Raw genomic sequence first — 17,145 nt, forward strand, 5'->3', positions numbered from 1 at the left:
GGCGCCGGGATGGCTGCGGTGCCGCTGCCCGGGCCGCAGGGGCCGCTCGGGGGGCCCCGTGACTGATTGCCGATCATGCCCTGCGGGCACCACAGAGGGGTGAGGGGCCTGTCTGTGCCTGGACCGCCAAGGGCCTGCCCCGGTTGGCTTCCTGGACCGATTTCTGGCTGATTCATACCGGTCTACTGGAACGGAGTGATGCACATGCGTGCGCACAGGCGCTCGCGTCGGCGTGCCGCACGCGCGACGTATGTCCTGCCGCAGGCGGAGACATCCGCCCGCTGGGCACGGCACCTGACCACGACCTTCCTCACCCGGGGCTGCGGCGAGAAGCTCTCCGGCGACCAGGTCGAGGATGCCACGCTGGTCGTCTCCGAGCTCGTCACCAACGCCACCCGGCACGGCCACAGCAGCTGCCGGCTGCGGCTGCACGTCGATCCCGGGCTGGTCACCGTCGAGGTGGAGGACCTCAGCCCGATTCCGCCGCGGCTGGGCACGCCGCTGGAGACGGACGAGGGCGGGCGGGGCATGGTGATGGTGCGTGAGCTCGCGCAGACACTCGCCGTACGGGGCGGACCCGGCGGCGGCAAGACCGTACAGGCAGTTCTCGCGGCGTCCTGAGGGAGTCAGGGCGAGGGCGAGGGCGAGGGCGTGGGCGTCGGGGCTTGAGGGCGAGGGGCGTCAGGGCCTGGGGCGTCAGGGCTTGAGGACCGTGAGCCGTCCCGGCTCAGCACGGCTGCCGCCACACCCCCAGGTCGAGCTTCTTGCGCATGGAACTGAGCCCCAGTTCGCGCGCCGGTTTGCAGAACTTGTCGACCTCAAGCGCGTATTCGACATGGAAGACCGCCTTCCCGGCCTTCACGAACGGCGTCAGCGCCGCGCATTCCCCGAACTGAGCGCACTCCTCGTTCACGGCGAAGTCGAAGTCCCGCACCAGTTGCCTGACTTGGGGAAGATCGTTCTTCAGCCCCACCGACAGGCCGCGGTCATGGGCGAGGCGCGCGATCATGCGGTTGTATGCGAGCTGGTGGGCGGCGGTCAGCCGGAAACCGGTGTCGTTGAGATAGCCGTCCAGCAGATCGGGCTCCACGGCGTCGAAGCCACGGTCGCGGCAGAGGTCAATGCGTTCGGCCATCAGCGGGCGGAGGATGTCGAGACGCCGGATGTCCAGCCAGCGCTCGCCCTCCCACCCGTTGGCCCTGCCGAGTACGGAGGCGGGGAAGTTCCCGTGGTCGGGGCGGAAGGACTCCCACGCGCCCGCGTTGAGGTAGCAGATGACCTTGCGGCCGTCCCGGTGGAGCCGGCGGACGGTCGCGGCGTCGTTCTCGAATCCGTCGATGTCGTAGACGGGCACGTCGACGCGGGCGTCGACCCGGCCGTCGAGCTGCCACTGCCAGGCGGTGCCGGGCCTCGGCTGCCAGCGCCGCGGGTGAGGGGACGGGGCCGGCGGCGGGCCCGAGCACGCCACGAGCACCGCGAGGGCAAGAGCGAGGATCGCGGTCCGCAGACACGTCGCGCGGTTCATGAGTCCTTCCGGAGGGCGGGTGGCAGTGCCGACCAGGGATTGGGGCCGTGGCCGGGAACGGCACAGTGCACCGCGGCGCCGCGCAACTCCGCGGTACGGTCCGCGAGCCGGCAGAGCCCGCGAGGAACCCCGTGCACCAGATGGCAGAACCGGCTCGGCGGAAGGCCCTTGGTCCACGGCGGGGCGGCCGGCGCGGCGCGGTAGCTGTCCCAGTCGCCCTCGAAGGTGATCAGCAGATCCCCGAGCGCGGCATAGCCGGGGGCGGGGTGGGCGCCCGGATTGAGGACGACGGTCCGCCCGCCGCGCGACCGGGCGGCCCGGGTGAGCCGCCGGTAGTGACGCAGTCCCGCCGCGTCGGGGGCGACCTGATCGAGGAAGAACCCGTCCGTGCCGTACCAGTCGCGATGCCGCTCGAAGTCCCGTGCCACCTCGCGTGCCGGCCGCCGCCCGTAATCGGTGTCCGCGTACCCGAGCACCGGCACGCCGGCCGCCCGTAGTTCGCGGGCGGCGGCGACGAACGCGGGGTCCGGGGAGGCGCCGGGACCGTCGTCGACGTTGAGCACCACGCCGTAGAGGAGGGGAGCGGACGCGACGAGGGCCTGCCAGGCGGCGGGGTCGACGGCGGGGTGTACGTACATGGGCACGAGCATGCTCATGCCGGTCCGCCGCTCACGGGGAGGTCACGGGTTCGCCGGAGCCGACCCGCCCCCCTCATCGCGGCGCCCCCGCCGGCGTCGGCGACGCCCACAGGTCGCGCAGCGAGTCGACCAGAGCGCGCTTCGGCCGCCAGTCGAGAGCCCGGGCGGCCGACGTGATGTCCGCGCACTGCCAGGAGACCGCCGTCGAGCGCGCGGACCCCGTGCCGGTCTCCTCCAGGCGGCCGCGGAAACCGGCCGTCCGGACCAGACCGTGGGCCAGGTCGCGGACCGAAGTCGCCACGCCGCTGCCGATGTTGAGCACCGGCGGCAGCGGGCCCTCGTTCGTCGCGGCGCGGACCACCGCATCCGCCACGTCCCGTACGTCGACGAAGTCGCGGTGCGCGGACAGGTCGCCGACCCGCACCGTGTCGTCCGCGTCGCCTGCCCGCCGCAGCTCGGCGGCGAGCCGCCCGGGCAGGCCCGCGGCAGGCGCGCCCGGGCCCACCGGGTTGAAGACGCGCAGCACGACCGTGTCGAGCCCGGAGGCGCGGACGGCCACCGTGCCGGCCAGCTTGGTGGCGCCGTACGGGCCCAGCGGCCTGGTCGCGGCCGCCTCGGTGACCGGCTCGCCGGGCGCGGTAGGCCCGTACTCCGCCGCGGAGCCGAGGTGGACGAGCCGGGCGTCGGGTGCCGCGTCGCCCAGGACCTCGCACAGCGCGGCCGGGCCGCGTGCGTTGACGTCGGTGAGGTGGACGGCGCTGCCGGCCACCAGGCCCGCGCAGTTGACGACGACAGACGGCCGGGCAGCCAGCAGCGCGTCCGCGAGGACGCCGGGAGAGGAGGTGAGGTCGAACCGTACGTCGGCGTCCGCGGACCGGCCGCCGACGAGCAGCCGCACGCCCGGCAGGGCGCGCAGCCGCTCGGCGGTGTGCCCGCCCAGGAATCCGCTGGAGCCCAGGAGGAGGATGCGCACGGACCGTCACGCTCCCTTGAGCAGGAGGTCGCGGTACGTGGTGAATTCCGCGTTCGCCCGGTCGTAGTCGTCGGGTCGGCCGATGTCGAGCCAGTAGCCGTCGAACTCGTAGGCGTGCGGCGGCTTCTGCTCCTTGAGCAGATCGAGCACCAGCTCGTCGAAGCCGAGCGGCAGACCGGGCGTATAGCCGGCGAGCGTCTCGCGGGTGAGTCCGTACACCCCCATGGAGACGCGGTAGTCCATGCTCGGTTTCTCGGCGAAGCCGACGACCCGGCCGGACTCGGTGGTGAGCACCCCGAAGTCGATGGAGACCTTGCGCGCGTATGTGGCGACGGTGAGCGGCGCGCCGGAATTCCGGTGCTGCCTGACGACGTCCCCGTAGTCGAGGTCGGTGAGGATGTCCCCGTTCATGACGAGGAAGTGGTCGGGCAGCCGGTCCATCATGGTGAGCAGCGGACCCATGGTGCCGAGCGGGCTCTCCTCGGTGGAGTAGCCGACGCGCAGCCCCCACTGCGAGCCGTTGCCGACATAGGCGCGGATGATGTGGCCGAGATGGCCGATCGCGATGGTGCAGCTGACGAAGCCGGCGGAAGCCAGCTGGCGCAGCACGATCTCCAGGATCGCGTGCTGGTCGCCGATCGGCACCAGCGGTTTGGGCAAGGCGGTGGTGTACGGCCGCAGCCGGACGCCTTTGCCCCCGGCAAGTATCACTGCGTGCATGGGGACTCCCCTGTCAGGCCCAGTGGCTCAGATGTTGTAGATGCCGGTCTTGTAGCGGGTGAGATTCGCCGGGTCCCGGAAGAACTCGATGGTGCGTACGAGCCCGTGCTCCAGGTCGTGTTCGGGCTGCCAGCCGGTGGCGTCGCGCAGCCGCGTCGCGTCGGCGACCAGCCGCATCACCTCCGAAGCCGCCGGCCGAATGCGTTCCTCGTCCTCGCGTACATCGAGGTCGGCCTCCATCAACTTGCCGACCAGCCTGGTGAGTTCGCCCACCGAGATCTCAACTCCGGTACCGGCGTTGAAGGTGCGGCCGACGACGGCGTCGGCGGGCGCGGTGCCGACGGCGAGGAAGGCGCGGGCGGTGTCCTTCACGTACAGGAAGTCCCGGGTGGGCCGCAGATCCCCGAGGGTGATGACCCGCTCGCCCGCCGCGACCTGGCCGATGACGGTCGGGATGACCGCCCGCATCGACTGGCGCGGCCCAAAGGTGTTGAACGGGCGCAGGGTGACGACCGGAGTGCCGAAGCTGGCGTGGTAGCTGTCGGCGAGCCGATCCCCGCCAGCCTTCGAAGCGGCGTACGGGGACTGGGTGTTGATGGGGTGGTCCTCGGTGATCGGCACCGTCTGCGCGGTGCCGTACGTTTCGCTGGTCGAGGTGTGCACCAGGCGCGGGATCCCCAGCTTGCGCACCGCCTCCAGCACATTGAGGGTGCCCGTGACATTGGTGTCCACGTAGCTGTGCGGGGCCCGGTACGAGTACGGGATCGCGATCAGTGCGGCGAGGTGGTAGACGGCCTCGGCGCCCTCGGCGAGCTGATGCACGGAGCCGGCGTCACGGACGTCGCCGAGGACGATCTCGACCTGTTCGAGGGTGTCGGGGGAGAGCGTCTCCAGCCATCCGTACGAGGAGAAGGAGTTGTACTGGGCCATGGCGCGAACCCGGTAGCCGGCGGCGACGAGGGTCTCGGTCAAATGCGATCCGATGAAGCCCTCGGCTCCGGTGACGGCGACAAGCGCGTTGGATGTCACGACGGTTGCTCCTGTTGTCGGTGGTCGGTCGTCGGTGGTGAGTCGTCGGTGCTTCGAGGCGGGATGTGGTCAGCGGTGTGCGGTGGGCCGGCCGAGCAGTCGGCAGGCCGCGGCGACCAGGACGGCCGCCGCCGCGGTGCGACAGATCAGTTGGGCGGGGCCGGGCGGAATCCCGGAGAAGTGGGCCGCGGCTTCCGCGGCCGCGGCGGCGAGCGTGACGGCGGCCGGCGTCCAGGCCAGCGAGAACGCCTGCAGCAGCAGCGCGGCCCAGAGCACGGCACCGAGGCCGAGCAGGGGAGCGGGCCCGGTCCCCGCGACCAGCGAGCCGAGACCGAGCACAGCCAGATACGCGCCGAGGCAGTACGCCAGGGCCCGCCCGGCGCGCAGCGTGAAGCCGCGACTGCTGGCGCTCGCCCGCAGCGCGGCCAGCGCGAGGGATCGGTAGCGGTACAGCAGCCACTCGGCGAAGCCCATGCTGAGCGTGAGGACGACGACCGAGCGCGGGTCGTCCGCCCCGGCGAGCGCCGCGAGCACGCCCGCGCCGAGGCCGAACAGCCCGTACGGAAGGGAGCGCAGCATCCTGGGCGTGGCACCCGTGGCCGTGGTCTCGGATCGCACGGTGTCGCGTACGGCCTGACCGGCGGCCAGGACCGTGAGCGTCACCGTCGCCGGCAGCAGCCCGAGTGCGAGCGGTGCCGAGGGCTGCCACATCAGCACGGTTCCCGCACCGGCGGCCACCGGCAACAGGGTGAGCAGCAGGGCCCGTTCGCGGCCGAGGACCAGCAGGACGCTCGCCGCCGCGAGATAGCAGGACTGACCGGCGGCGAAGGCCGCGCCCGTACCGGGACCCGATACGAGCAGCCCCGTGACCGCCGCCCCCAGCGCACCGGCGGGCGCGCCGACGCGCAGAGTCCGCCCGGCTGCTGCCTTCCCCTCGGCCGCAAGCCGCAGATACGCGCGATGGCTGAGCGCCTGGTTCCACGCCCAGGCCGCGAGCGCGGATACGATGAGCCCGGAGACGTCCGCCGTGCCGTGCCACAGCACGGCCCCCAGCACATAGGCAAGGCCCGGCAGGGCGAAGACCAGACCACGCAGCGCACAGCGCAGATGGTCGGGCCGCCAGGGGTCGGGCGCGGGCGGCGGCTCCGGGTAGTGGCGCGGCACGCGGGCGTACAGGTCCTCGGCGAGCGTGAAGAGGTCCGGACGCGCGTAGCGTTCGGTGATCTGCTCACCCGTCAGACCGTCCGACTCCAGCAGCGCGGCCACCTCGTACGGATGGACGGCGGTCGCGACCTGCTCGACCAGACGCTCGGCGAGCTCGTCGATCGGGTCCTCGGCCCAGCTGGGCCGGGAGCGCGTCCGGGGGCGCGGCCTGGGTATGACGGGCAGGGTGTCACCGTCGCCCGGCAGAAGGCGTAACGGGCCGCTCATGCGAGGACCTCCGCAGGCCATGCCGAGGCCGCCGACTCATGGGAGCCCAGGGCAAGTTCGAGATATATCGAGCGGAAGGTGTCGATGGTCTGCCGGAGCGTGAACTGCTCGATCACCCGCAGCCGCGCCGCCTCGCCCATCGCGGCCCGCCGCCGTGGATCACTGAGCAGCTCCAGCGCGGCGCGCGCCATCGCCTCCGGCTCCCGCGGCGGCACCACGAGACCGCTGTCGCCGACGGCCTCGCGTACCCCTCCGACGTCGGTGGAAACGGTGGCGCGCCCACAGGACATGGCCTCGATCAGCGTGAACGGGAAGCCCTCGCTGATGCTGGACAGCATCACGACATTCCCGGCCGCGTACGCGTCCCGTATGTCGTCGACCCGCCCCTCGAAGGTGACGGCGTCCGCGTGCCCGAGTTCGGCGGCGAGCGCCTCGCAGCGTTCCCGGTAGGCCTCGCCGCCGCGCGGGGTGCCGCCGAAGAGCCGCAGCCGCGCGTCCGGCAGGTCCTTCCGTACGAGCGCGAAGGCCCGGATCAGGGTCTGAAGGTCCTTTATCGGGTCGACGCGGCCCGCCCAGCTCAGCGTGGGCACGTCCGGTTCGGGCCCGGCGGGCGGGAACGCCGCCGGGTCGACGCCGTTGTAGACCGTGCGGATGAGCTCCGGGTCCGCACCTCCGCGCTCCTCCCACAGCCGGTTGTAGCGATTGCCGGGAGTGATCAGGGCGGCCGCGCGGTACGTCTCCTCGGCCAGCAGCCGGAAGAAGCCGAGCAGCAGCGCCTTCACCGGCCAGCGGTAGGGGCCCGTGCGGTAGCCGAGATAGCGCTCGCGCAGATACACCCCGTGCTCGGTGAGCAGCAGCGGTACGCCGTGCAACTGTCGGCCGACCAGGCCGGGCAGGACCGCGATGCCGCCGCTGACCGCGTGCGCGACGCCCCGTTCCGGCGGCGCGGCCGCGAGCGGCCGCAGCGCGTGTTCCAGCAGATCGCTGGCGGTGAGCGCGTCGTGCAGGGTGGGCCGGGCCGCGTACACCGGCAGGTCGCGGCGGTTCCAGACGCCGGCCAGGATGCGCACGGCCTGGTCGGTGCGCAGCGCGGGCGCGAGCAGGCCGTCCCGGGCCGCCCCGGCCAGTTCGTACAGCGCGGGACCGAAGTGCGCCTCGGCCGCCGGGTCGAGGAGCGAGGTCAGAAACCTTTCGTACGTCTGCATCAGCTGCCGCAGTCGGCGGCCGCGCGGCGCGGCCCCGGCCGGGTCGGGCCCCCACATGGGGACGCTGACGGGCTCGGCGACATGGGCGGGCAGCTCCCAGGCGAGGGACTCCCGGCCGGTGCCGGTCACCGCGATGACGTGGAAGTCGAAGTCGAGCATTCCGCTGACGAGTTGGTCGCACCACACGCTCACGCCGCCGTGGCTGTGCGGATAGGTGCCTTCGGTGAGGAGGGTGACCAGAGGCGCGCCGGACTGCGGCGCGCACAAGGACTCGGCCATGTGCAACTGCTCCCCGGGATGCGAGAAGGGAAGGGGGCGCCTTGCCCGAAGGACGGGCAGCGGCGCGTCGAGCCGCGCGGTCCCGGGGGGACTGAGCCCCGGGACCGCGTGTGCCGAGGTGTCAGCCGGTCACGCCGTACGGGACCCGCTGGAGCACGCCCGCGGGCAGCGGCAGCCGCGGCGCGGAGGCCTGGACCGGCGCGGCCTTCGCGGTGCGGGCCGCCGTCGGCGCCGCGGCGGGCAAAGTGAGCGTGACCCGGTCCTGGAGCAGCCCGGGGCCGACCCATCCGGAGACCGCGCCGGCGTACGCGCTGCCGAAGTCGGCGGTGCCGAGGAGCAGGTTCTGCCGGGTGCCGGCCGGCATGGTCGCGGTGACCCGGACGCCACCGGGGGCTTGCACGGTGACGGCGTTGCCGACGCGGTAGGCGGTCACCTGGCCCGCCTTGACGGCGGTGTTCCAGGCGGCCCGGTCGCGCAGTTCGGCGCCGATGTCGCGCTGGCGCAAATTCACCAGCGGGGTGCTGTCCGCGTACAGGGCCTTGTAGTCGTCGAGGATGCGGTTCAGCACGGGGTAGGCGATACGGTCCTCGGCCAGGTTGGACTGGTGGATGAAGTGCGGCCGCGGGTCGTTGGCGAGGGCGTGGCCGAGTCCGATACGGGCCTCGAGCGGCACCACGTAGTCCGTGTACCCGGTCGCGGTGTCCAGTGGCTCTGCCAGGCAGGTGGAGTTGGCCGCGGTTTCGCAAATGCCGCTGCCTCCGTCTGCCGTGCGTGTGTAGATCCAGTTGTACTCGTCGATCTGCTCGGCGGTGCGGCCCGCGTTGTAGAAGACGTTCATCGGGTAGCGGGGCACGGTCAGGGCGGAGCCGACCCGGCGTTGGGCGCGGTCGCGCGAGTTGTCGGAGCCGATCCAGGCGACGGCGTTGTCGGTGAGCGCGGGCGCGAGGTTCGGATTGTCGTCCGGCTGCTGCGGCAGGATCCGCAGCCCGGAGTGCTCACCGGTGACCAACTCGTCGCTCTGCAGCGGGAGTCCGGCCCGCCGGCCCCAGGAGCGGTTGTCCCCGATCTGGGCGGAGATCACGGAGCGGCTGACGTACTTCGTACTCCCGTCCGCGTTCTTGGCACACACCCAGGGGACGACGGTGACGTCCTGGACGCAGCCGAGGAAGGGGTGGTTGTAGGTGTGGTTCACCCACCGGTAGGCGTTCTTGTCGGCGGTCAGCTGCTGCGCGAGCGGGTCGCTGCCGCCGTGCTCCTCCTTGAACAGCTCGCTGCCCCCGCCGTTGTAGACCATGTCAAGGGTGAAGCCCTTGGAAGCGGACCACTGGGTTGCGTACTGCGCGTCGGCGGCCGTCATCCGGATCGGGTCCGGCTCGCCCTGTCCCGGCGCGCAGTCCACGTCGCCGGGGGTGCAGTTGAGGACGCTGTCCCAGCGGTCGTCGGCGGCGAAGACATCGTCGACATGGACGGCGAAGTAGTTGCGGGCCGCGCCGATCTGGACGCCCTGCGTCAGCCAGTTCACGATGCCGCGCGCGAGAAGCCGGAACTGCTGCTGGTACTGGTTGTAGACAAAGGTGACGACGAGCTCGCGGCGGCCGTCGTGGCGGTACTCGCCGACGATCGAACCGCGCTGCTGCGAGCCGGGCAGTGGCGCGTCGACATAGCTGGTGAAGTCGGCGCCCGCGGCGGGCTTCGCAATGTGCGCGTAACTCTCGCCCACGGAAGGCGAGTTGTCCTCGAAGGGCACGGACCCGTCGAGATAGCCGAAGGGGCCCGCCTTGCCGGCGGCCGTCACGTCGGCCCGTGCGCCGTCGAGCGAGCCGCTGTAGCCGCCGTTGACGGGGTAGTCCAGGCCCACTTCGGGGCGGGCGTAGGTGTAGGCGTCGACCTGCGGGATCCCGAAGCTCTTCTCGTACGAGGCGAGAGCGGCCATCTCCGCCGAGCCGGCCCCGAAGGGGTTGTCGTTGGGCAGCACCACGGCCTGGTACTTGGCGCGCGGCCGTCCGTCCACGGTGTCGGCGAGGAAGCCCGCGTTGATGACGGGACGGTTCGTCCCATGCAGATCGAGCAGGGTGTACGGCGTTCCCGAGCCGTCGAGTTCGGCGGTGATGGCGGCGGTGGCAGGGCCCCCGTCGTCCACCACCAGGACTCTCAGATCGATACGTGGCGCCGGTGCCGCGGCTGCCTGGGCAGCCGGTGCGGCGAATGCCAGCAGAAGTGCGCCGGTAGCGGACAAGGCAGCCGTGCGGACGCTGCGCCTCATGTGTTCGGTTCCTCCCCGGAAGGGCATGCCGGACCGAAGTCCGGCATGCCCTTGCCCCCCAGCGGTGGTCGGCGCGCGTAGAACGCCCCGCGTGTCCCGCTCTCTGTCAGATCACATAGTGGGGCGTAATTTGGGGAACCTGTGTGGGCATTGTGAAACCTGGCGCGAAACGGATGCAATGCGTCTGCCTGAGTGCCTTGCCAAGTACCGTCCCCGGCCTGCCCGTTGGGCGTCCGGTCGGCTCCCCTCGATGCCGGACGCGCAGGTCAGGGGAGCGTGAAGCGATTCCCTGGTGCGACGCGACCGCCAAGGGTCTGGTCCAAAGAAAGCCTCCGCGTTACGCGCAGGATTCAGCCAGTCGCGACGCTGGACGCCCCCGCCGCCTCCAATGTGCCGGGCGGCCTCGAAGTCGTCAGCCGCGGGCTCGCGCTGCCGGACGAAAGCGGCCCAGGGCGCGACGGTACGGGACGAGGTGCCCGACGCCGGACCGGTGGAAGCCGTACCGGACCACCGCAACCCGTACGGGTGCGGGGCGAAGCCCCCGGTCACGGGATTTTGCCGTCACCCTTTTGCTCAGTAAAGTTGCGCTTTTGAAACCCACAGCGCGCGAGTGATCGAGGAACGGCAAAGGCAATGACGGTGACAGAGGACAGCCCGGTGTACGGCCCGGGCATCGACCCGGAGCGCCTGGCCGTCTGCCTCAGCGTGCTCGACGAACTCGACAAACTGGACGTCGACCACCCCGACGCGATCACGGTACGGCGCGCCACCGCCGGCATCTACCGCACCGTGAAGCAGCGCCGCCGCCAGGAGCGCCGGGCCGCCAAGACCGCCCACGACAAGTCGGTCACCGAGGCCACCGCCACCGGCTCCGCCGAGCGGATCGACGACGAGACGGAGGGCCTGCTGCCCTCCTCGTCCGTCACCGGGGAGATCGCGGGGATACTCCAGCGCCCCCGGTCCTGCTACATCTGCAAGACCCGCTATGTTGAGGTCGACGCCTTCTACCATCAGCTCTGCCAGGAGTGCGCCGCCGAGAACCGGGCCCGCCGCGACGCCCGCACGGACCTGACCGGCAAGCGCGCCCTGCTCACCGGCGGCCGGGCCAAGATCGGCATGTACATCGCGCTGCGACTGCTCCGCGACGGCGCCCACACCACCATCACCACCCGCTTCCCGAACGACGCGATCCGTCGCTTCAAGGCGATGCCGGACAGCGACGAGTGGATCCACCGCCTCAAGATCGTCGGCATCGATCTGCGCGACCCCGCGCAGGTCGTCGCCCTCGCCGACTCGGTGGCCGCCGCGGGCCCGCTGGACATCCTGATCAACAACGCCGCGCAGACCGTACGCCGCTCCCCGCAGGCGTACAGCGAACTGGTCGCCGCCGAGTCCGCCCCGCTGCCCGCGGGCGAGCTGCCGCCCGCCCAGGTCATCGGCACCTTCGGCAGCGGCGCCGTGGACTCCGTCGCCGCGCTGCCGTCCGCCGCCGGCGAGGGCCTCACCGCCCAGGACGTCACGGGCCTCGCGCTGGTCTCCGGCTCGGCATCCCTGGAGCGCATCGCGGCGGGCACCGCGATCGACGCCGGCGGCCTGGTCCCCGATCTGCACGACACCAACAGCTGGATCCAGACTGTTTCCGAGGTCCACCCGGTCGAGCTGCTCGAAGTGCAGCTGTGCAACTCCACCGCGCCGTTCATCCTGATCAGCCGGCTCCGCCCGGCCATGGCCGCGGCCGAGGCCAAGCGCACCTACGTGGTGAACGTCTCCGCCATGGAAGGCGTCTTCAGTCGCGGCTACAAAGGCGCGGGCCACCCGCACACCAACATGGCGAAGGCCGCGCTGAACATGCTCACCCGCACCAGCGCCCAGGAGATGTTCGAGTCCGACGGCATTCTGATGACCGCCGTCGACACCGGCTGGATCACCGACGAGCGTCCGCACCCCGACAAGATGCGCCTCGCCGACGAGGGCTTCCACGCCCCGCTCGACCTTGTCGACGGCGCCGCCCGCGTCTACGACCCGATCGTGCGCGGCGAGGACGGCGAGGACCTCTACGGCTGCTTCCTCAAGGACTACGCTCTGGCGAACTGGTAACCCGCAGCCGGTCATGGACGGCGTACGAGCCGGTGCCCGCCGCCGCGCGCGCCCCCGTATCGCCGTCCACCAGCAGATCGGCCCCGGTCACCCATGCGGACTCGTCCGAGACCAGCCACAGCACCGTTCACCCGTACCGCCGGGGCCAGTTCGTCGGCGAGCCGCTGTGTGAGGTGCCGCAGCGCCGCTTTCCTCGTGCCGTACGCGCCCACCGGCGGTCGGTTCATGGACCGCGTTGTTGACCAGGATGTCGAGCCGCCCGAACTCCCGCACGGCGAGGGCGGTGCAGCGATCGAGATGGGCCGGGTCGGCCACGCTGCCGGCGGAGCCCGCCGCCCGCGCTCCCGCGTCCCGCAGCCTGGCCACAGCCGCCGATACTCCATCCGGGTCCCGTGCGGTGACCACTACATCGGCGCCCGCTCCGGCCAGTGCGCCGGCGATGGCGAAGCCGATGCCACGGGAAGCCCCTGTCACCAGGGCTGTCCTGCCTTCGAGGCAGTTGTGCGCAGGCCCGGAAATCATTCGCGTACGTCCCACGAAGCCCCGCACAGGAACAGACCGTTGGCCGGAATTGAGTCGGTTTACAGGAGATTTACAGGCCCCATCGAGCGGAGCCCTGCTCATTTGGTTACTCTGGGGTGAACGGACGCCACCAAAGGGCCCACGAAACCCCCTTGGCCGTCCTGGGACAGGTCTGCAACCAGGCTGCGGTCCCGCCCGAGTAGCGGCACCACCGCGACCGAACTGCCCTTGTCCCAGTTACGCGACACAGAGGAGTGCGCGGTGACATCAGATGTGAAGAAGCACGAGAAGCGACCGCCGGAACGCGGCGGCGAACGGGCCGGCCGGCCTGATGAACTCGGCAGCCTGGAAGTCTGGGCCCGATCGGCTCCGATCCGGCTGGCCGGCTACGAGGACGACCTGGCCGAGCCGCACATCCTGCCCGGCATCGACTGAGCGGATCGCTTCGCCCCGTACCCCCTGCCGCACCGGCAGGGGGTACGGGGCGTTCGGGGGCCGCGCAAGCTCCCTCGCCGATCCCCGCAGGTCACGCTGATTCATCCGATGGGTGGGAGAAACAGATTCACCTGTGTCCGGTAGAGAGCATTGACAGGCCACTGTCACGCTTCAATCATCGGATCTCATGACCGAACTTCCCAGGCGCCATGTACTTGGAATGACGGCGGGGGCGGCAGTCGGCGCCGCCCTCATCCACCCGGCCACGGCCGATGCGAGCCCCCGGACAGCGGCAGCACACGGGAACGAGGAGCGAGAGACGGTGACTGGGGCACCGTCCCCGCCGCCGTGCCCGTACCGCTTGAGCGATGGTTCGACAACGACGGCATCGACACCGCGGACGCCCCTGGCGGCAACTTCGACGGCTCCGGCTACACCTTCCCCGGCGAGGAACTCCCCTCCGGACAGCTGGACATCGACGGCATCGCGTATCTCTTTCCCGCCGCAACGGCGGGCGCCAAGAACAACATCGTCGCCCTCGGGCAGCGCATCGAACTCCCCAGGGGCCGCTATCTTTCCGGCCTGTTCCTCGTCGCCGGCAGCTACGGAGCGGCATCCGGCAAGGCGACCGTCCACTACGCGGACGGCACCACCCAGGACGCGGCACTCGGAGGCCCCGACTGGTACTCCGGCAGCGGTTCGCTCACCGCTCCCTACCGTTACAACCCGGCCGGACAGAAGGACCCGCACCAGGTCGTCATTGCCACCGCCGAGCTCGCCATGGACTCCGCCAAGGAGGCCGTGGCGCTCACGCTGCCGGTCACCAACCCGGCGCAGCCGAACAGGGCCTCCCTCCACATCTTCGCGCTCACCCTGCAACCAGCCGCCCAGGGACGCGCGTTGGCGCTGCGCGACGCCCATTCCACAACATCCCTGCTCGACTCGGGCGCACAGAGCGTCGAGGCCACCGTGATCAACGCCGGCACGGTCGGCATCCTCGCCTCCGACCGGCTCACCCTCTCCGTGGACGTGCCCGGCGCCCGCACCGTCGCGCCCGCCGCCGTCCGCCCGAACAAGGCCTTCTACATCCACTCGCTCGCCGCGCCGGGCAGCACGCTCACCGTCGAGGCCCCGGTGGCCGTCCAGCCCGGCGACAAGGTGACCATGCTTGGTCATGGACGGCCGCTGGCCTGGCGTACGACCGGCGGCAAGCTGGTGATCGACGTGCCCGCCGCGGCCTGCCGGGCGGGCAAGCACGTCTGGGTGTTCAAAGCAGCCTGGTCGGCCTGAGGTATTCGCGCACATAGGTGCGGTGCCACCAGGCGCCGGTGGCCCGCAGTTCGCGCCAGGTCGTGTACCGGTAGCGGTACAGCCTGGCGCGGACGTAAGCGGGCGGGGCGTCCGGGAACGGGTTGCGGCGCAGCAGCCGCAGCGTGTCCCGGTCGCCGTCCAGCAGCCGCTCCGTGAACGGGCCGAACCAGGAGGCCGCGTAGGCGGGGGAGAGCGCGGCGAACCACATCATCCAGTCGAGCCGCAGATGGTACGGCGCGAACTGGCGGGGGAGCCTGCGCACATCACCCGGCTTGCCCTTGAATTCGTACTCCCGCCACACCGTGCCCTGATGGAGCTCCTTCTCGGCCGTGCCCTCGATCACCACCTCGTGCCGCACTCGCCCGACCGTGCCGAACGCGCCGTAGGCGTTGACCAGATGGAACGGATCGTACGACCGGTTCATCTGCTGCCGCCGCGAGAAGAGATTGCGGGCCGGACGGTAACTGAGGCCGAGGATCAGGGCGGTGACGGCGATCACCACGATCTCGTACCAGAGCGGGGGTGAGGGCAGCGCGGGCGGATCCGCGATCAGCGAGCCGTCCACGGCGGAGAGGGCGAGCACGATGGTCAGCCAGTTCAGCCAGGCGAAGTTGCCGGACAGTACCAGCCACAACTGGGTCAGCACGATCACGCCCGCCGCCGCGCTCGCGACCGGCTGAGGTGTGAACAGCAGGAGGGGAACGAGAAGCTGGGTCACATGGTTGGCCGCCACCTCGCCCCGGTGGAACGGTTTGGGGAGATGGTGGAAGAACCAGCTCAGGGGACCCGGCATCGGCTGCGTCTCGTGGTGGAAGTCCAGACAGGTCAGCTTGCGCCAGCACTCGTCGCCCCGCAGCTTGATCAGCCCCGCGCCGAACTCCACCCGGAACAGCACCCAGCGCAGCAGCCACAGCACCAGCACGGGCGGGGCCGTGCGCTCATTGCCCAGGAAGACCGCGAGAAAGCCCGTCTCCAGGAGCAGTGACTCCCAGCCGAAGCCGTACCACGTCTGGCCGACATTGACGATCGACAGATACAGCACCCACAGCGCCGCCCACCATGCCATCGCGGCCGCGAGCGGGACATGGTCGGCCGCGCCCGCCACCAGCGCCGCCGAGAGCAGGCAGCCGGCCCAGGCGCAGAGTGCGAACAGGCGGTCGGAATAGCGCAGTTGAAACAGGCTCGGCGCGTGCCGCATCGGCACCCGGCGTACGTACGCGGGCACCGGCAGCATGCCCCGCTCACCGATCAGCGCCCGGAACTGCAGGGCGGCGGTGAGAAAGGCGACCAGATACACGGCGGCCAGAGCCCGCTGGAAGACCAGCCGGCTGAGCCAGTAGTCACCGTCGCTGAACCACTCCATTACGTCCAGTATCGGCCGCGGCAAGCCGTCGCACCGTACGACCGAGCCGCGTGGCGTACCACTTCTGCACCACGGGTACGAACGGACCCGCGAGCCGGGTGTACCAGCTCGCCGGACGGCTGAAGGCCATGACGGTGAACCACACCGAGCCGTCGTCGCGGATGTCGACGACGAACGACTCCTCACCACGCTCGGGATGCCCAGCCAAAGTGCCGTACGCGAACCCCGTCCGGTCCTTCTCGTACGCCGTCCAGATCACCTCGCACGGCGCGGTGAACCGCAGCGGGCCGACCCCGAGCGAGACCTCGACCCGGGCGCCGGGCTCGGCCCGCGCCGCCGTGGTGCGCACCCGGGCGCCCGACCCGCGGTGCATCCGCCAGCTGGTGACCGCCGCGCCCGCCGCCTCGAAGGCGGATCGGCCGCGGCCGATCCGGGCGGTGTGGTGGAGGTGGTGGTAACCGTCGGGCAGTGGGCCGAGCCGGGTGGCGCCGGTCTCGGGATAGTTGAGCGTGCGTACGCGATTCATGCGGCCGTCTCCTTGAGTCGTCGCCAGGCGAGCACCGAGCAGAGTGCGAAGCCGAGGGCGTTGCCGAGGCCGTGGGTGGCGGCCATCCAGGTCAGGGTCGGGTGGGGCAGACCGGTAGCCTCGCCGAGCGCCCAGCTCAGGGCGAGCAGCATCGTCGCCACCAGCACGGCGGCCGAGCCGGCGAGCAGGCCGCGGGTGAACCGGCCCTGGCCGCCGGCCCGGACATCCCGCCAGGTCAGCAGCGCGACAGTCCACATGCCGGCGGTCAGCACGAGTGCACCGAGCAGCTCGGCCCAGTCGTCAAGGAAGTAGCCGGCCAGGACGAGAAGGGTGCCGAGCGGCACGCTCAGCGCCGCGAAGCGCCCGGCAGGACCGGCCGATGTGCGGCAGACCAGGCCTGCCACCAGTGCGGCCGCGAACCCGGCGAAGTGGAAGTGCGGCACGGTCAGCGCCAGGATCGGCAGGCTGAAGCCGAAGAGCTCGTGCCCGGAGCGTTCCGCGACGAGTGCGACACCGGCGACGGACGGGGTCACCAGCGCGGTGAGCACCGCGATCTCCGCGGGCGGGAGCGATCGGGTGCGAGCGAGCCTGCGCGGGGCCTGTGCGGCGAGGGCCAGCGTGCCGAGCGCGTACACGGCCGCGAGCACCGTCGCCGTGGTCGAGCGCGGCAGCCAGAGGGCTACGGCTCCCGGGACCGCGAACAGCGGCCATGTCCGCCGAATGGGCGCGAACTCGGCTGAGTCGACGAGGCGGAGTCCCGCGGGCACGACCACCAGCATGCCGAGCATCACAATCAGGCTGACCAGTACGGACATCTCGCACCCCACC

The 17,145-nt window shown here is 71.3% G+C and carries 15 protein-coding genes and 1 pseudogene; 4 read left to right on the forward strand and 12 right to left on the reverse strand.

Going from position 1 to position 17,145, the window contains the following annotated elements:
- Positions 1-204: 204 nt before the first annotated feature.
- Positions 205-621: an ATP-binding protein gene (locus ACWDO5_RS25835; protein WP_450532745.1), complete on the forward strand. Its 417-nt coding sequence runs from the start codon at positions 205-207 to the stop codon at positions 619-621.
- Positions 622-727: 106 nt separating this feature from the next.
- Here ACWDO5_RS25835 and ACWDO5_RS25840 read toward each other — a convergent pair whose 3' ends face one another.
- From ACWDO5_RS25840 to ACWDO5_RS25875, 8 genes are all read right to left on the reverse strand, one after another.
- Entirely contained in the window at positions 728-1,525 is a 798-nt protein-coding gene (locus ACWDO5_RS25840; RefSeq protein ID WP_450532746.1) for an endo alpha-1,4 polygalactosaminidase, read from the reverse strand.
- The gene (locus tag ACWDO5_RS25845; protein ID WP_450532747.1) at positions 1,522-2,181 is read right to left on the reverse strand and encodes a spherulation-specific family 4 protein; all 660 of its coding nucleotides are present in this window, start codon (positions 2,179-2,181) and stop codon (positions 1,522-1,524) included. Before ACWDO5_RS25845 ends, ACWDO5_RS25840 begins: the two co-directional genes overlap by 4 nt.
- A 55-nt stretch (positions 2,182-2,236) precedes the next feature.
- Entirely contained in the window at positions 2,237-3,136 is a 900-nt protein-coding gene (locus ACWDO5_RS25850) for an NAD-dependent epimerase/dehydratase family protein (protein WP_450532749.1), read from the reverse strand.
- 6 nt (positions 3,137-3,142) lie between these two features.
- On the reverse strand, positions 3,143-3,856 hold the full coding sequence (locus ACWDO5_RS25855) for a nucleotidyltransferase family protein (RefSeq protein WP_450532750.1): 714 nt from the start codon (positions 3,854-3,856) through the stop codon (positions 3,143-3,145).
- A gap of 27 nt (positions 3,857-3,883) precedes the next feature.
- Positions 3,884-4,885, reverse strand: coding sequence for an SDR family NAD(P)-dependent oxidoreductase (locus tag ACWDO5_RS25860; protein WP_450532751.1), 1,002 nt, complete (start codon positions 4,883-4,885; stop codon positions 3,884-3,886).
- Positions 4,886-4,954: 69 nt separating this feature from the next.
- The gene (locus tag ACWDO5_RS25865; protein ID WP_450532752.1) at positions 4,955-6,316 is read right to left on the reverse strand and encodes a hypothetical protein; all 1,362 of its coding nucleotides are present in this window, start codon (positions 6,314-6,316) and stop codon (positions 4,955-4,957) included.
- Complete coding sequence (pelF, locus tag ACWDO5_RS25870) at positions 6,313-7,800, reverse strand: GT4 family glycosyltransferase PelF (protein WP_450532753.1); 1,488 nt, start codon at positions 7,798-7,800, stop codon at positions 6,313-6,315. The genes ACWDO5_RS25865 and pelF overlap by 4 nt, the downstream gene beginning before the upstream one ends.
- A 121-nt stretch (positions 7,801-7,921) precedes the next feature.
- Positions 7,922-10,063, reverse strand: coding sequence for a hypothetical protein (locus ACWDO5_RS25875; RefSeq protein ID WP_450532754.1), 2,142 nt, complete (start codon positions 10,061-10,063; stop codon positions 7,922-7,924).
- A gap of 633 nt (positions 10,064-10,696) precedes the next feature.
- Here ACWDO5_RS25875 and ACWDO5_RS25880 point away from each other — a divergent pair.
- Complete coding sequence (locus ACWDO5_RS25880) at positions 10,697-12,160, forward strand: SDR family NAD(P)-dependent oxidoreductase (protein WP_450532755.1); 1,464 nt, start codon at positions 10,697-10,699, stop codon at positions 12,158-12,160.
- Here ACWDO5_RS25880 and ACWDO5_RS25885 read toward each other — a convergent pair.
- Positions 12,132-12,682, reverse strand: a pseudogene (locus ACWDO5_RS25885) (SDR family NAD(P)-dependent oxidoreductase). The gene ACWDO5_RS25880 and the pseudogene ACWDO5_RS25885 sit on opposite strands and share 29 nt — an antisense overlap.
- A gap of 261 nt (positions 12,683-12,943) precedes the next feature.
- On the opposite strand from ACWDO5_RS25885, the gene ACWDO5_RS25890 reads away from it, so the two are divergent.
- Complete coding sequence (locus ACWDO5_RS25890; RefSeq protein WP_326654012.1) at positions 12,944-13,117, forward strand: hypothetical protein; 174 nt, start codon at positions 12,944-12,946, stop codon at positions 13,115-13,117.
- Positions 13,118-13,465: 348 nt separating this feature from the next.
- On the forward strand, positions 13,466-14,407 hold the full coding sequence (locus ACWDO5_RS25895; protein WP_450532756.1) for an alpha-L-fucosidase C-terminal domain-containing protein: 942 nt from the start codon (positions 13,466-13,468) through the stop codon (positions 14,405-14,407).
- Here ACWDO5_RS25895 and ACWDO5_RS25900 read toward each other — a convergent pair.
- From ACWDO5_RS25900 to ACWDO5_RS25910, 3 genes are read right to left on the reverse strand one after another with little or no spacing between them, the layout of a single operon-like run.
- Positions 14,385-15,791 carry a lipase maturation factor family protein gene (locus tag ACWDO5_RS25900; RefSeq protein ID WP_450532757.1) on the reverse strand — a complete coding sequence of 469 codons (1,407 nt, stop codon included), beginning with the start codon at positions 15,789-15,791 and terminating at the stop codon, positions 14,385-14,387. The two genes, ACWDO5_RS25895 and ACWDO5_RS25900, sit on opposite strands and share 23 nt — an antisense overlap.
- Positions 15,769-16,317 carry a DUF1990 family protein gene (locus ACWDO5_RS25905; RefSeq protein WP_450532758.1) on the reverse strand — a complete coding sequence of 183 codons (549 nt, stop codon included), beginning with the start codon at positions 16,315-16,317 and terminating at the stop codon, positions 15,769-15,771. Before ACWDO5_RS25905 ends, ACWDO5_RS25900 begins: the two co-directional genes overlap by 23 nt.
- Positions 16,314-17,132 carry a YndJ family protein gene (locus ACWDO5_RS25910; protein WP_450532773.1) on the reverse strand — a complete coding sequence of 273 codons (819 nt, stop codon included), beginning with the start codon at positions 17,130-17,132 and terminating at the stop codon, positions 16,314-16,316. Before ACWDO5_RS25910 ends, ACWDO5_RS25905 begins: the two co-directional genes overlap by 4 nt.
- Positions 17,133-17,145 lie beyond the last annotated feature (13 nt).

It is taken from the genome of Streptomyces sp. NPDC000880, assembly GCF_053599675.1.